This window comes from Stenotrophomonas sp. ZAC14D1_NAIMI4_1 (genome assembly GCF_003086775.1).
Classification (GTDB): domain Bacteria; phylum Pseudomonadota; class Gammaproteobacteria; order Xanthomonadales; family Xanthomonadaceae; genus Stenotrophomonas.
Window position 1 is genome coordinate 4,157,671 of record NZ_CP026001.1, and the last position, 15,061, is coordinate 4,172,731.

Genomic DNA, 15,061 nt, shown 5'->3' on the forward strand with positions numbered 1-15,061 from the left:
GTTGCGCAGGATGCGGGCGGCAGCCTCAACGGCCTCTCTCCCCGATGTTCAAGAACGTCCTGTTCCAACTGCACTGGCTGCTGGGCATCACGGCCGGCACCCTCCTGGCCATCATGGGCCTCAGTGGCGCCACCCTGTCCTTCGAGGATGAGCTGCTGCGCGCGGCCAATCCCGGCTTCGCCGCCATCGCCGAGCACCACGCCGACGGCCAGCAGGCCCTCGCGCTGAGCGAGCTGGTGCCGCTGCTGCAGGCCGGTAGCGATCGGCCGCTGCAGCGACTGCGCGTGGATGCCACCGGCCAGCGCCCCTCGGTGGCGCGCTTCGCTGGCGGCAAGGACCACTGGGTCTATTTCAACCCTTACAACGGCGAACGCTTCAGCCACCTGCGTGGCCAGGCGTTCTTCGACTTCGTCGAAGACCTGCACCGGCACCTGGCCGCTGGCGAGCGCGGCAAGGTCGTGGTCGGCAGCTGCGCCATCGCGCTGCTGTTCTTCGCGCTGTCCGGCCTCTACCTGCGCTGGCCACGGCGCTGGTGGCACTGGCGCAGCTGGCTGGCGGTGGAATGGAAACGCAGCGGCCGCGGCTTCCTGTGGAGCCTGCACTCGGTGGTCGGCACCTGGGTGCTGCTGATCTACCTGATGAGTGCGCTGACCGGCCTGTGGTGGTCGTTCGACTGGTACCGCAGCGCGGCCAACAGCGTGCTGGGCGTGCCTGCACCGGCAAAGCACAAGGTTGCCCCGGATGCGACCCTCGACCTGCAGCACGTTGAGGACACGCTGTATGCGCAGCCCGGTGTGCGCAGCGGCTACATCGACCTGCGCCTGCCGGAAAAGCCGGGCCAGGTGCTGAACGTGCGGGTGATGTCCGGTGACCCTGCCCTGCGCGGCGGCCACCACGACCGCGCGCACGACCTGCTGCAGCTGGACCCGGCCAGCGGCGCACTGCTGGAAGCGCGCCCCTACGAGCGCCAGGGCAGCGGCGGCAAGCTGGCCACCAGCATGTTCGCACTGCATTCGGGCAGCTACTTCGGCCTGCCCGGCCGGGTGGTGGTGATGCTCAGCAGCCTGGCCATGAGCCTGTTCTTCATTACCGGCTGGATGCTGTACCTGGACCGCCGGCGCAGCCAGCGCGCGGCACGAGCGCTGCGGCAGACCCTGCCCGCAGCGCAGGAAAGCGGCGGCGAAGGCACGCCGTGGCGGGTGATCCACGCCAGCCAGAGTGGCCTGGCCGAACAGCTGGCCTGGCGCGCGGCGGCACAGCTGCAGGCCGCCGGCCACCCGGTGCAGGTGCTGCCGCTGGCGCGGGTGACCGCTGCGCTGCTGCAGGACAGCCCGCAGGTCCTGTTCGTGCTCAGCACCTTCGGCGATGGCGAGCCGCCGGACAGCGCGCGCCGTGCGGCACGCCTGCTGCTGGCCCAGAACGTGGATCTCTCGGGCCTGCGCCATGGCGTCCTGGCGCTGGGTGATCGGCAGTACCCGCATTACTGCGCGTTCGGTGCACAGGTGGACGCGTGGCTGGCAGGCAACGGGGCACGGCCCCTGTTCCCGCGCATCGACGTGGATGCCGCCTCGGTGGTGGCCCTGCGCCAGTGGCAGCGCGAGCTGGGCGCACTGACCGGCATCGACACCGATGACAGCGTGCTGCCGCCGGCCACGCAGATGCACGACTGGCAGCTGCTGGAACGCGAAGCATTGAATCCGGGCAGCCTGGGCGGCGCGATCTGGAAGATCCGTCTGGCACCGCCTGCCGACACGACCTGGCAGGCCGGCGACATCCTGCACATTGCACCGCGCAACAGCGTGCAGCACACCACGACGGTGCTGGAAGCACGCGGGCTGGACCCGCTGCAGCCACTGCTGCTCGACGGTGGCACCCGCACGCTGCTGGACCTGGCAGGCGAACGCGTGCTGCCCGACGAAGGCGCCGCGCTGCCGGTACAGGACGCTGCGCTGTGGCTGGCGGGCCTGCCGATGCTGCCTGGGCGCGAGTACTCCATCGCGTCGTGTGCCGCCGATGGTGCAGTGGAACTGGTGGTGCGCCTGGTGCACGACGCTGCGGGCCGCCCCGGCCTGGGCTCGGGCTGGCTGTCGCTGCACGCGCCGCTGGTCAGCCGCATTGCCGCGCGCGTGCACCGCAACCCTGGCTTCCACCGCCAGGCCGGCGCGCCGATGGTGCTGGTCGGCAACGGTACCGGCATTGCCGGCCTGCGCAGCCTGCTGCGCGAAGCCGCCCAGCATGGCGAACACGGCCATTGGCTGCTGTTCGGCGAGCGCCAGCGCGCGCACGACCAGCTGTTCGGCGAGGAGATCGCGCAGTGGCAGGCCGAGGGCCACGTGGCGCGCGTTGACCTGGCGTTCTCGCGTGATGCCGATGGCGGCGGCTACGTGCAGCACCAGCTGCAGGCCGCTACGGCGGAACTGCAGGCATGGCTGGCGCGTGGGGCGGTGATCCACGTGTGTGGCTCGCTGCAGGGCATGGCCGAAGGCGTTGACCAGGTGCTGCGTGCGGCGCTGGGCGATGATGCGGTGGAGACGCTGCTGGAGAGCGGGCACTACCGCCGCGACGTGTATTGATCCCCCTCTGGTAGTGCCGGCCGCTGGCCGGCATGACCATGGAAATGCCGGCCAGCGGCCGGCACCACCGGAGTTCTATCACGCCGCCACGCGCGGGCGTCGCTCCGGTTGCAGGCGGAACGCCGATACCGCTTCGGCCAGAGCCTGGACCTGCGTCTGCATGTGCGCGGTGGAGGCACCGGCTTCCTCCACCAGGCTGGCATTGCGCTGGGTGCTCGATTCCATCTGCACGATGGTCTGGTTCACCTGGGCGATGCCCGCGTGCTGGTCCTGCGATGCGCTGCGGATGGCGGTGAGCAGTTCCGCCAGCTGCTGCACGCTGCCGACGATCTCGCCCATGGTGGTGCCGGCCTGTTCGGCCTGCACATTGCCCTGGCCGACGCGGGCCACCGAGTCCTCAATCAGGCCCTTGATCTGCTTGGCAGCCTCGGCGCTGCGCTGTGCCAGCAACCGCACTTCGGAGGCCACCACGGCGAAACTGCGGCCCTGTTCGCCGGCACGCGCGGCTTCCACGGCGGCGTTCAGCGCCAGGATGTTGGTCTGGAACGCGATGCCATCGATCAGTTGGGTGATGTCACCGATGCGGCGCGACGCTTCGCTGATGCCGTGCATGGTGGCCACCACCTGGCCCACGGCCTGGCCGCCTCGTGCGGCCACCGCCGCCGCGCCCTGCACCAGCGCATCGGCACGGCCGGCGGCGTCGGCGTTGCGGCCGACGGTGTCGGTCAGCTCGTGCATCGACGCAGCCGTTTCTTCCAGGTTGGCCGCCTGCTGCTCGGTGCGCTGCGAGAGATCATGGTGGCCGGCGACGATCTCGCCCACGCCCACGTCCAGCCGCGAGGTGGCCTGCTGGATGCGGGTGACGATGCGGCCGAGCTGGCCGACGGTGGCATTGGCATCGTCGCGCATGCGCGCGAACACGCCCTGCAGGTCGCCTTCCATGCGCACGCTCAGGTCACCCCGGGCCAGTGCTGCCAGCAGCGCCTGCAGGTCGCCCAGGTTGGTTTCGAATGTGGCCAGCAGGTGGTTGATGCTGGTGGACAGCGTGCGCACGAAGCCCTGCTTGCCCTCCAGGGCGATGCGGCCGTGCAGTTCGCCGTGTGCGGCGGCGTCGACCAGTGCGGCCACTTCGGTTTCCAGCAGGGTTTCCAGCGCGCGGCTGCGCCATTCCACCGCCACGCCGAGGAAGTGATCCTCGTCGATGATGGCGTTGGCGATGAGCTGGTAGCGCACGCCGAGATGATTGATCTCGCGCTCCTCGCGTCGGCGTACGCCCGCCAGGCTGGTCATCGCCGGGTGCAGGCGCACGGCATCGCTGCCAACCAGCGCGTCGGCCTGCATGCCCAGCTGTTGCAGCAGCGCGGGATTGGCGTAGGCCACCTGCCCTTCCGCGTCGATCACCATCAACCCGGTCTGTGCGCTGTCCAGTGCCTGGCGCACGCGGGTATTGCCACGGGCGACCGCGCGTTCCTCCTCGATGCGCGCGCGCAGGCGCTGCTGCATGTCGATCAGGCGCTGCGCCAACTGGCCGATCTCATCGTTGGCGTTGTGCACGCGCAGGGTGGTGTCCAGGCGATCGTCGGCGATGTCACTGGCAAAGCGCAGGGTGTCCTGGATCGGGCGCCGCACGGCGCGCAGCACCAGCACCAGGCTGGTGATCAGCACGCCGGCCACCAGGGCCAGCGTCGCGGCGAACAGCACGCTCAGGGTGCGTGCACCGGCCTGCTGGCGTGCCTGCGCCTGGGCCAGCGCCTGCACCTGTGCCTTCTGGAACGCGGCCAGTGCCGGCGCCACGCCGGCCGCAGCATCGACCAGCGACTGTGCTTCCACATCCAGGCCGACGCGGGCGGCGGTGTAGCCCAGCAGCGCCGTCTGGTAGGCATCCATGTCGGCACGCAGGCTTTCCTGCGCCTCGGCCGGCAACCCGGCCAGGGCCAGGTCGAAAGGCAGCTTCTCCTCGCTGGCCCGGTCGGCGTGGGTGGAGTCGCCATCGAGCAGCAGCAGGGCCTCCTGCCGGCGCATCTTCTGCACGTGCAGTTCCAGTGCCGGACGCTGCAGCGCAGCCACGTTCGCCTGCAGCGCATCGGCAGCCTGCTGCAGCTGTGCGGCCAGGCCGGCGTCGCCGCGGCCCATTTCATCCACGCGCTCGAACAGGGCGGCGATGCCCTGCGAGAACCCGTCGACCGCCTCGGCCAGGGACTGCAGCGCCTTGCGACGGGCCGCATCCATCGGCATCGCGCGCAGCGCCTGCAGGTCGTCCTTCAGTTCCTGCTGGGTGGCCAGCAGCTGGCTGCGGTCGGCATCGTCGAAACTGCGCGCATACTGGGTCTGCAGGCGCCGCGCTTCGGCCACGCGGGTGGCCAGCGCCGCCGCCAGATCGCTGCCACGCTGGTAGCTGGCCTGGGTGCGGGCGGCCTGCCCGCTTGCGTGGCCGGTCCAGGCGTAGGCGCCGGCAATGGCGACCAGGCCCAGGCCGCAGACCCACAGGGTGGCCTTCAGTTTGTCGGCCACGCTGAGCCGGTGCGGCTGCAGCCAGCGCAACAGGGCAGGAAACGCCGAGCGCAGCCCAACCAGGCGGGTGCGCAGGGACCGAAGGCGAACAACCGCGGTCGACATGACAGACTCCAGGCGAAAGGACGCACCTGTATCGGCCCGGATCAGAAAGACTTTAGGATTGTTTTCCGCATCGGGCCGCCGAGCCGGCGGTCGCGGTCTTTGTACCGGCCGCAGGCGACGGGGCGATGACATCGGCGCCCGCCCTTGACCTCAACCCCGGTTGCGGTTGCACAGTAGGTGCCCCTGCCCCGCCTGGTGCCGTCATGACCGCGCTCGACATCCCCCGTTACCTGCAGCGCTTGCAGTTGCAGGCCGCGCCGCCGGCCACCCTGGCCGGGCTGACCCTGCTGCAGCAGCGCCACAACGCCCATGTGCCGTTCGAGACCCTGACCTGCCTGCTGCGCGACCCCGTGCCGATCGACCTGGACCGCGTGCAACGCAAGCTGCTGGAGGCGCAGCGCGGGGGCTACTGCTTCGAGCTCAATGGCGCCTTCCTCGCGCTGCTGCAGTCGCTGGGCTTCGACGCCCATGCGTTGAGTGCGCGCGTGCTGCTGTCGGCCGGCGAAGGTGAACTGACGCCGCGCACGCACCTGTTGATCCGGGTGCGGCTGGATGGCGAGGACTGGCTGGTGGATACCGGCTTCGGCAGCCTGACCCCGACCGTACCGCTGCGCCTGCACGCGCCCTCGGCGCAGGACACGCCGCACGAGCGCTACCGGCTGCAGCGGCTGGACGATGGCGATTTCCTGCTGGCAGCCAGCAGCGGCGAGGACTGGCGTCCGCTGTACCGCTTCGACCTTACGTCGCCCGCGGCGGCCGACAACGAGGTGGGCAACTGGTATGTGTGCACACACCCGCAGTCGAGTTTCCCCGGGGAACTGCGTGCGTCGCTGACCTGGCCGGAAGGACGCCGCACGGTTGGCAGCGGCCAGTACACCGAGTACCGCCCGGGAAAGGCGCCGGAGAAGCGCGCACTGCGCGACGTGGCCGACGTACGGCAGGTGCTGCAGGAAGGGTTTGGCATAAGGCTGCCGGAGGATGCGCGGCTGGACCCGGCCATTGCCGGGTGGCTGCAGCGGTGGCAGGCGACGGCCGTGTAGAGTCGAGCTTGCTCGACTGGGTGCGCGAAGCAGTCGAGCAAGCTCGACTCTACGGGCCAACGGCAGCCGAGCATGGGCTCGGCTCTACAGAGTGGTGTCAGGTCGCTATCGGGGCCTGTACGGCGATGCGGTTGCCTTCGCTGTCGGCGATCTCCGCCACGCGCCAGCCGCCGGCCTCGGCAGGGCCGAAACGCAGCGCGGCACCGGCCTGCAGCGCGCGGGCCAGGCTGGCGTCCAGATCATCGACACCGATGTAGATGCGCGCGCCCTGCTCGGACGGGCGATAGTCCGCGCCGTGCACCAGGGCCATGCTGGCGCCGCCGGCGTCATCCTCGAACGGCAGGTAGGCCATCGTGCAGTCGTGCACATGCACCGGAGCGTCGATCACCACCTGCAGCCACTGCTGGTAGAACGCGATGGCGCGGGCGAGGTCGGCCACCGCAATCTCGACATGCATGACAGGGTTCATCGCTGCACCACTCCGCTTCAGATGATGCGCAGGGTAATCGCCTTCAGCACCGCGCGGGTACGGTCGCGCGTGCCGAGCTTGTCGAGGATGGTGGACACGTAGTTCTTCACCGTGCCTTCGGCCAGGAACAGGCTGCGCGCGATTTCCTTGTTGCTGTAGCCGCCGGCCAGCAGGCGCAGGATGGCCACTTCGCGTTCGCCGAAGGTATCGCTGGGCGGTGCTTCGTCGTGGAAACGGTAGCGCGAGCGCACCGGTTCGGTGCTGACCGGCAGCAGCAGGGTTTCGCCGGCGGCCACCCGCTCGATCGCCTCGCGCAGGTCGGCCGGCGCCGCATCCTTCAACAGGAACCCCTGTGCACCGGCTTCGCTGGCGCGCAGCAGCAGGTCGCTTTCATCGAAGGTGGTCAGCAGCAGGCAGGGTGTGGCATCGCCGCGGGCGCGCAGCTGGCGCAGCGCCCCGATGCCATCCAGGCCGGGCATGCGGATATCGCTGAGCACCACGTCCACCGGCTGGGTGGCCAGTGCATCCAGCAGCGCCTGGCCATCCTCGGCTTCCAGCACCACCTGTACGCCCAGCCCCTGCAGCAGCGCGCGCAGCCCGGCACGGACCAAGGCCTGGTCATCGGCCAGGGCGACGCGGATCGGTGCGCCGCTCATGCCGGCAACCGCGCGATCAGGTGCATGCCACCCTGCTCGGTACGGGCCAGCTCCAGCTGGCCGTGCACGTCGGCCAGGCGCTCGCGCATGCCGGAAATGCCATTGCCTTCGCGGATGCGCTCGGCGCGCTGTCCGTCATCGCGGATATCGATACGCAACCTGGATTCCTCTTCCGTCATTGTCAGCCACACGTTATCGGCTTCGCCATGCCGTGCGGCATTGGTCAGGGCTTCCTGCACCAGGCGCAGCACGGTCTCGGCCGTGCGCGGGTCGGTCACCCGCACGCCATCGGCGATCTGCAGCTGCAGGCGCGGGCGCGGAAACGGCGCGGCCAATGCATGCAGGGCGGTATCCAGGTCCAGGCCACGGTCATCGCGCATGGACTGCACGACCTGGCGGATGTCGGACAGCAGTTCGCCGGACAGCTGTTCGGCGGTCTGCAGGCCCTCGCGCCCGGCCAGTACCGGATCGGCGGCCAGCGCCCGCAGGTTGAGGCGCATGGCCGTGAGCTTGTGCCCCGCCACGTCGTGCAGCTCGCGCGCCAGGCGCAGCCGCTCGGCATCGCGGGCGCTGTCGGCCAGCAGGGCACGGGTGGCCAGCAGATCGGCGTTGACCCGCGCCAGCTCGTCGCGGGCCAGCGCCGTGCTGCGTGCGTAGTGCGCGGTCAGCGCGGCGAAGGCCTGGAACCCACCGTACAGCAGCACCACCAGCAGCGGCTGGGTGAAACCGCTGTGGCGCAGCACGGCGTACTCGGCCAGGTTGGCCAGCAGCGCAACCACCAGCACGAAGCGCGGCGGCCAATGCTCGGCCAGCTGTGCGACCAGCACCACCAGCAGCACCGGTGCAGTACCGGTGCGTGGCTGCAGGGCGATGAGGGCGACGGCCAGCAGCGCCTGCAGCACGGCGGCAACCGCACGCACACGGGTGGGCAACCGCGCCCAGCCGTGCGCCACGAACAACAGCAGGAACACACCGAGCAGCAGCAGGCTCGCCCCGGCATCGCTGCGTTGCACGCCGAACGACAGGCCGACCACCAGCACGGTGACCGCGCCGGCGAGGCTGAGGGGACGCAGCAGATGGCGGAGCAGGCTGGGCATGGCCGCATGCTGACCGGCGCGGGCACCCGACGGCAATGGGTCCGGCGCAGAAAGTGACTTCTGGCACGTCGGATCGATGACCACTGGCCCTGAACCCGGGCCAGGCCGCGGCGCAGACTGGCCCCACACCTCCAGACGGAACTGCCGCCATGATCCGCACCGCCCTGACCTGCTCCCTGCTTGCTGGCCTGCTGCTGGCCGGCACCGCTCACGCCGCCGAGCTGACCGTGAACGTGCACGATGTCCGCGCCCAGACCGGTACCCTGCGTGCCGCCCTGGTGTCCTCCGACGAGGCCTGGAACGGCAAGGCCGCACCGGTGCAGGCACAGCAGGCACACCCGCAGGGCGACAGCCTGCACTTCACCTTCAAGGATCTGCCGGCCGGCAGCTACGCCGTGCTGCTGACCCACGACGAGAATGACAACGGCAAGCTCGACACCAACCTGGTGGGCATGCCGATCGAAGGCTACGGCTTCAGCAACAATCCGCAGGTGATGCGCAAGCCGACTTTCGAGGAAGCCCGCTTCACGCTGCCCGCCGCCGGCACCGCCATCGACATCACCCTGCGCTGATTCCCCACCTGCACCGAGGCCCGCCATGGATCGCCGCCGCTTCCTCCGCACCCTGATCAGCAGCACCGCAGGCCTGGCCCTGGGCGCCACCGCCCTGCGCAGCGCCCCGGCCTTCGCCAACGACCCGGCGCAGTTCGCCCAGGGCCTGCAGGAGCATCCGTGGCTGCTGGGCTGGCGCGGGGTGAGCAGCGAGACGCTGGGCCCGGCCACGGTGCAGCTGCAGGGGCGGCTGCCCGCCGGCCTGGCCGGCACCCTGTACCGCAACGGCCCGGCCTGGAGCGAGCGCGGCACCCTGCGCTACGACCACTGGTTCGACGGCGACGGCATGGTCCACGGCTGGCATTTCAACGGCGACGGCAGCCTGACCCACCGCGCGCGCATGGTGGCCACGCCCAAGTTCACCCGTGAACAGAAGGCCGGGCGCTTCCTCTACCCCGCCGCCGGCACCAGCGTCCCCAACGCGCAGGCGGTGCGCAACAACGACGATGCCAACGTGGCCAACACCTCGGTGATGGCGCTCAATGGCCGTGTGTTCGCCCTGTGCGAATCCGGCTCGGCGTTCGAGGTCCACCCCGATTCGCTGGAAACCATCGGCCCGGTGACCTGGCGCCCCGACCTGGCGGCCCTGCCGTTCTCGGCGCACCCGCTGGTGGACCGCGACGGCAGCGTCTGGAACTTTGGTTCGATCAGCCTGATGGGTGGCGCCGGCCTGCTGGTCTGGCACATCGGCAAGGACGGCCAGCTGCGCAGCGCCGATGTGATCGCGACGCCGGGCCGCGGCTACCTGCATGCCTTCACCATGACCGACACGCACCTGGTGTTCGTGCTGGCACCCTTCGACTTCAAGGAGAGCGGCGGCAGCTTCTTCGAACGCATGCAGTTCGCACCGCAGCGCGCCGCCAACATCGCGGTGGTCGCCAAGGACGCCCCTGACAAGGCGCAATGGTTTGAAGCACCGTTCGCGGCGATCTACCACTTCGGCGACGCGCACCGGAGCAAGGACGGCATCGTGGTGCGCGCCGTGCGCCGCGACAACATGGACGAAGCGCGTTCGCCGATGAAGGAAGCGATGGCCGGCGACGGCGCGCATGCCACGAACGGCCACAGCACCTTGGTGGAACTGCACCTGGACCTGCGCCGCGGCCAGGCGCGTTGGCAGGACACGGGCATCAGCACGGTGGAGTTCCCGCTGTTCGACCCGCGCACGCCCGACAGCCGCGCCGCCCGCCTGTATGCACCGACGGTCGATGGCGCCAGCAATACGCCGTACTTCAATGCGGTCGCGGCGTTCGACGTGGAGCGCGGGCGCCGCCAGGTGTGGCGCTACGGCAGCGACATCATGGCCGAGGAGCATGTGTTCGTGCCCCGCCCCGGCAGCCGCAACCCGGATGATGGCTGGCTGGTCGGCACGTTGCTGGACCCGGTGAACAAGCGCAGCGGCCTTGCCGTGCTCGATGCGCGCCACGTGCAGGACGGTCCGCTGGCGCAGGCGTGGCTGCCCTATGCGGTGCCGCTGGGCTTCCACGGCACGTTTGCCGCACAGGCGTAAGCGCACGCGCACGCGGTCCGCACGCCGCCGCTGGCATGCTGAAGCTCCCCCGCGTCCTGCTGGAGCACCGCATGCCCTTATCCGACCACCGCCACGCGCTGGCACCGCACGGCCACCTGCGGGTGGCGATCAACCTGGGCAATCCGGTGCTGGCCCAGGGCGATGCCCGATCGCCGCGCGGGCCATCTCTGGAACTGGCCACGGCGCTGGCGCAGCGGCTGGGCGTGCAGGCCCGCTTCACCTGCCACGAGGCAGCAGCTTCGGTCGTGGCCGCAGCCGCTGACGACGCCTGGGACCTGGCCTTCCTGGCGGTGGATCCGGCGCGTGCCGACCGTATTGCCTTCAGTGCGCCGTACGTGGAAATCGAAGGCACCTACCTGCTGCGCGAGGCCAGCCCTGCGCGCACGGTGGCCGACCTCGACCGCGAAGGCGTGCGTATCGCGGTCGGCCGCGGTGCGGCCTATGACCTGTACCTGAGCCGCGAACTGCAGCACGCGCAGATCGAACGCGCCGCCACCTCGGCCGAGGCGATCGAGCTGTTCGACCAGCAGCAGCTGGATGCGGCGGCGGGGGTCCGCCAACCGCTGCAGGCCTGGGCGCAGGCGCATCCCGGGCATCGGGTGCTGGCTGATCGTTTCACCGCGATCCAGCAGGCGGTGGCGGCCCCGGCATCGCGGCCGGCAGATGCGCTGCAGGCGTTGTTCGCCGAAGTGGAGGCGATCAAGCAGGGGCCGCTGCTGGGCGAAGCGTTCGCGCGTGCCGGGCAGGCGGTGACGCTGGTGCGGTGAGGGCGTTTGCGTTTTGTAGAGTCGAGCTTGCTCGACTGAAGCGGAAGAAGCAGTCGAGCAAGCTCGACTCTACAAAGAGCGAGAAGCAGCCGAGCATGGGCTCGGCTCTACCGTTGCAGCAGCGCCAGGTATCCGGTCACCGTCAGCAGGGACAACAGGGTTGTCCCCAGCACCGTGGCCGCCGTGGTCGACGCTTCGCGGCGGTGGAACTCGGCCAGCATGAAGGGCCCCGTACCGGTGGGCAGCACGGCCATCAGCACGGCGGCGTGCGCCAGCGCGGCCGGCAGCGCGAATACCTGCGTGGCCAGCAGCCACACCAGCAGGGGGTGCACCAGCAGCTTCAACCCGCCCAGCACCACGGCACTGCGCGCAGCACCCGGCACGGGCGAGCGCCGCTCTCCGAGGAACAGGCCCAGCGCGATCAGCGCGCACGGCGCCGCCGCACCGCCCAGCAGCTTCAGGAACGTTTCCGCCGGTGCGGGCATCGACAGGCCCAGCGCCATCGGCAGCACGCCGGCCAGCGGCGCCAGCAGCAGCGGATTGCGCAGCAGCGAGCGCGCCACCTTGCCCAGCAGATGGTGCAGGCGCTGCTCGCGCTGCAGGCCGATCTCAATCAGCACGATGGCGGCGGCAAACAACACGCACACCGTCAGCAGGGTCGCCACCAGGGTCGGCGCCAGCGCCGACTGCCCGAGCGCGGCCACCGCCAGCGGAAAGCCGACGAAACCGGTGTTGGCATAAGCGGCGTTGAGCCCGTCGATGCTGGCATCGGCCAGCGCGTGGCCGCGGCGTCGGCGCCACCACACCGTGGCGGCAAACAGCAGCGCCGTGCCACCGCCGAAGCTGGCGATGAACCCCGGGTGCCACAATTGTCGCCAGTGCGCGTTGGCGACCACGTCGAACAGCAGCGCCGGCAGCGCCAGCTGCACCACGAACCGGTTCAGTTCGCTGGTCGAGTGCGGGCCCAGCGCGCCACTGCGGCGGGCCAGCCAGCCGGCAAAGATCAGCGCGAACACGGGAAGGACGATGGCCAGGACGGACAGCATGGGCAGCGCGGAGGGAGGGAATGCCGCGCAGGCTACGCGCCATCATCAATACCTTCCAATGCTTTTAACGGGCGCCAGCGATACCATTCGCGCATGATCGACATCCGCCCGCTGCGTTACTTCCTGGCCGTCGCTGAAACCCTGCACTTCGGTCGCGCCGCCGAACGGCTCAATGTCACCCAGCCGCCGCTGAGCCGGCAGATCGCCGCGCTGGAGGAATCGCTGGGCGTGGCGCTGCTGGAGCGCGACTCGCGCCACGTGCGCCTGACCGCCGCCGGCCAGCGTTTCCAGGAAGACGCCCGCGGGGTGATGAATGCCCTGCAGCAGGCCTGCCACGCTGCCCGCCAGGTCGGTGCGGGCGAGCTGGGCGAGCTGCAGGTGGGCTTCATGATGCATGCGGCGCACAGCTCGGTACCGCCGCTGGCCCGTCGCTTCATTGCCGCGCATCCACAGGTGCAGCTGCGGTTGCGTGAGGCGCTGCCGATGGCCCTGCTGGACGGGGTCCGCTCGGGTGCGCTGGATGCGGGCATCGGCTTTGCGCCGGCGTCGCTGCGCGGGCTGGAACTGCTGCCACTGCAGGAAGAGCCGCTGTGCGTGGTGGTGCCGGCCGACCATCGCCTGGCCCGCCGCCGCAGCGTCGATATCACCGCCCTGGCTGGCGAAGCACTGATCACCGCGCCGGCCGACGTGGTGCCGACCCTGCGCGAAGCCATCGAAGCCAGCTTCCATGCCGCCGGCCTGCAAGCCGATGTGCGGCTGGAGGTGCAGCTTCAGCAGAGCATCGTCAGCCTGGTGGGCGAAGGGCTGGGCATCGCGCTGGTGCCGGCCTCGCTGCAGCGCATGGGCATGCCCGGCGTGTCCTTCGTTCGCCTGAAGGACGCGCCGCGCGTGCAGCAGGTGGTGTTCTGGAAGGCCGACAACCGCAACCCGGTGCTGGCGCGGTTCCTGGCCTGCGTGGTTGATGGGTGAAGAGCAGTCGAGCATGGCTCGGCTCTACAAAGGGCGATGAGCAGTCGAGCATGGCTCGACTCTACAAAGGGCGGGTCAGCGCTGCAGGGCGTCCTGCACGGCCTTGGCCACGTCGGTGTTGTCGATGTAGCTGCCGTCGTTCCAGCGCACGTGCTGGCGGTAGCCGGCATCGACGCCGCGCACGCGCTGGCCCAGCAGCTCGGCGCCGTTGCCCTTGGCCCACAGCGGCACCAGGCCGTTGGAGTGGTTGCCGGTGGGGCGGAAGCTCATGCCCGGCATCTGCCCGCGGCCGTTGTTGCGCACCGGCTCGAAGGCTACCTTCTGCGCGTCCGGGCCCATCGGCATGCTGTTGTCGTGGTCGGTGGTGACGATCAGCAGGTTGCGTTCCCAGCCGCCGTTCTGCTCGATCCACGCCACCACCGCCGACACCGCGTCGTTGAACTCGGCGGTTTCCTCGATCAGGCGGCCGTACTGGGGCTGGTCGGTGCAGGCACCGTAATGCCACTCGGTACCGCAGGCGCTGGTGTGCGCGGCCCAGTCGGTGGCACCGCCTTCAACCATCAGGAACAGGCCCTTGGGCGAGCGCTGCTGCAGGAAGCGCAGCGCACCCCGGGTCATGGTGGCCAGGTCCGGCACGCTGTCGATCTTCTTCACCCCTGACGGCGTGGCGGCATCGCGACCGACCACCGGCAGCTGGCGCGCCTGCTGCAGGGTGTTGGCCACGCGCGGCACGCCGATCAGCGGGCGGTCAGCCGGCAGGCGGCCGTCGGCCAGCGCGGCGAAGTCGTCCTTGCTGCGGATCAGGCGCCAGGCACCGGCCGGGTTGCCGGCAATCGGCGTGCCCGCTTCCAGCTGCTGCCAATCCTGCTGCGATACCCATTCCCACGGGTTCTGACAGCCTTCGGCGGCAACCTTGTCCATGCTGTCCACGCAGGGCCTTCCGTCGACGCTGTAGCCGGGGCCACCGGTGCCCATCACCAGATCCATGTGGCCCTGGGCCAGCATCTGGTGGGCGATCTGGTGGTAGCTGTTGCGCGATTCGGCCTGCGCGGCGAACGCCGCCGGGGTGGCATGCGGGAACGGCACCGAGGTGACCACGCCGGTGGCCATGCCCAGCGCCTTCGCACGGAGGGTATTGAACTCCACCGGCTGGCCATCGTTGTTGTAGTTGATGGCGTTGTTGTAGGTCTTCACCCCGGACGACAGCGCGGTGCCGGCGGCGGCGCTGTCGGTGGCCACAGCCGCCAGGTACTGGTAGGCGACAAAGGGCAGATCCGGTGCCGGAACTTCGGTGGTGTCCCACGCCTGGGCGGGGTCATAGCCGATGCGCTGCGAATCGTCGCGGGTGGGCTGGCCACTGGCGTTGAGCGGGAAGGTGGTGACCGCCAGGCGCTGCGGGAAGTCCGCATACGGCGCGCCTTCGCGGCTGCCGTACTGCCAGTACGCGGCCGCATCCCAGGTGCCCCAGCCCGCGCCGTCGTTGATCATCACGATAATGTTGTGCGGGCGCGCTTCGGTGGTTGTCGCGGTGGCCGCCTGCGCATCGGGACGCGCATTGGGCTGACAGGCAGTGAGCGCGGCAAGCGCAGCCAGGATCGACGGGCACAGCCAGCGTCGCGCGAGGGGTCGGGTCATGGGATTCCTGCAGTACGAACGGCGGCGACACCGCCAACAGCGGCTCGTTAT

Annotated in this window: 12 protein-coding genes; 6 read left to right on the forward strand and 6 right to left on the reverse strand. The window is 70.1% G+C overall.

The genetic code is table 11. The annotated features are described in order from the left end of the window. Positions 1-44: 44 nt before the first annotated feature. Entirely contained in the window at positions 45-2,573 is a 2,529-nt protein-coding gene (locus tag C1927_RS18960) for a sulfite reductase flavoprotein subunit alpha (RefSeq protein WP_108747483.1), read from the forward strand. A gap of 78 nt (positions 2,574-2,651) precedes the next feature. On the opposite strand, the gene C1927_RS18965 is transcribed toward C1927_RS18960, so the two are convergent. Next, positions 2,652-5,189, reverse strand: a complete 2,538-nt coding sequence (locus C1927_RS18965) for a methyl-accepting chemotaxis protein (protein ID WP_108747484.1) — start codon at positions 5,187-5,189, stop codon at positions 2,652-2,654. A 203-nt stretch (positions 5,190-5,392) separates the two neighbouring features. Between C1927_RS18965 and C1927_RS18970 the strand changes: the two genes are divergently transcribed. Then, the gene (locus C1927_RS18970; protein ID WP_108747485.1) at positions 5,393-6,229 is read left to right on the forward strand and encodes an arylamine N-acetyltransferase; all 837 of its coding nucleotides are present in this window, start codon (positions 5,393-5,395) and stop codon (positions 6,227-6,229) included. Between the two features lie 97 nt (positions 6,230-6,326). On the opposite strand, the gene C1927_RS18975 is transcribed toward C1927_RS18970, so the two are convergent. From C1927_RS18975 to C1927_RS18985, 3 genes are read right to left on the reverse strand one after another with little or no spacing between them, the layout of a single operon-like run. Continuing rightward, on the reverse strand, positions 6,327-6,698 hold the full coding sequence (locus tag C1927_RS18975; RefSeq protein WP_108747486.1) for a VOC family protein: 372 nt from the start codon (positions 6,696-6,698) through the stop codon (positions 6,327-6,329). Positions 6,699-6,715: 17 nt separating this feature from the next. After that, on the reverse strand, positions 6,716-7,354 hold the full coding sequence (locus C1927_RS18980) for a response regulator transcription factor (RefSeq protein ID WP_079223725.1): 639 nt from the start codon (positions 7,352-7,354) through the stop codon (positions 6,716-6,718). After that, entirely contained in the window at positions 7,351-8,451 is a 1,101-nt protein-coding gene (locus C1927_RS18985) for a histidine kinase (RefSeq protein ID WP_108747487.1), read from the reverse strand. Before C1927_RS18985 ends, C1927_RS18980 begins: the two co-directional genes overlap by 4 nt. A gap of 149 nt (positions 8,452-8,600) precedes the next feature. On the opposite strand from C1927_RS18985, the gene C1927_RS18990 reads away from it, so the two are divergent. The 3 genes from C1927_RS18990 (at position 8,601) to C1927_RS19000 (ending at position 11,360) form a co-directional block, all read left to right on the forward strand. Continuing rightward, on the forward strand, positions 8,601-9,023 hold the full coding sequence (locus C1927_RS18990; protein WP_108747488.1) for a DUF2141 domain-containing protein: 423 nt from the start codon (positions 8,601-8,603) through the stop codon (positions 9,021-9,023). Positions 9,024-9,048: 25 nt separating this feature from the next. After that, on the forward strand, positions 9,049-10,572 hold the full coding sequence (locus C1927_RS18995; RefSeq protein WP_108747489.1) for a carotenoid oxygenase family protein: 1,524 nt from the start codon (positions 9,049-9,051) through the stop codon (positions 10,570-10,572). 71 nt (positions 10,573-10,643) lie between these two features. Then, complete coding sequence (locus C1927_RS19000) at positions 10,644-11,360, forward strand: transporter substrate-binding domain-containing protein (protein WP_108747888.1); 717 nt, start codon at positions 10,644-10,646, stop codon at positions 11,358-11,360. 107 nt (positions 11,361-11,467) lie between these two features. Here the strand turns inward: C1927_RS19000 and C1927_RS19005 are convergent, their stop codons facing one another. After that, complete coding sequence (locus C1927_RS19005; RefSeq protein WP_108747490.1) at positions 11,468-12,406, reverse strand: AEC family transporter; 939 nt, start codon at positions 12,404-12,406, stop codon at positions 11,468-11,470. A gap of 93 nt (positions 12,407-12,499) precedes the next feature. Here C1927_RS19005 and C1927_RS19010 point away from each other — a divergent pair, with 93 nt between their 5' ends. Continuing rightward, positions 12,500-13,375, forward strand: coding sequence for a LysR substrate-binding domain-containing protein (locus C1927_RS19010; RefSeq protein WP_079223734.1), 876 nt, complete (start codon positions 12,500-12,502; stop codon positions 13,373-13,375). 75 nt (positions 13,376-13,450) lie between these two features. Here the strand turns inward: C1927_RS19010 and C1927_RS19015 are convergent, their stop codons facing one another. After that, positions 13,451-15,010 (reverse strand): alkaline phosphatase, encoded by a 1,560-nt coding sequence (locus C1927_RS19015; RefSeq protein ID WP_108747491.1) that lies wholly within the window; start codon positions 15,008-15,010, stop codon positions 13,451-13,453. Positions 15,011-15,061 lie beyond the last annotated feature (51 nt).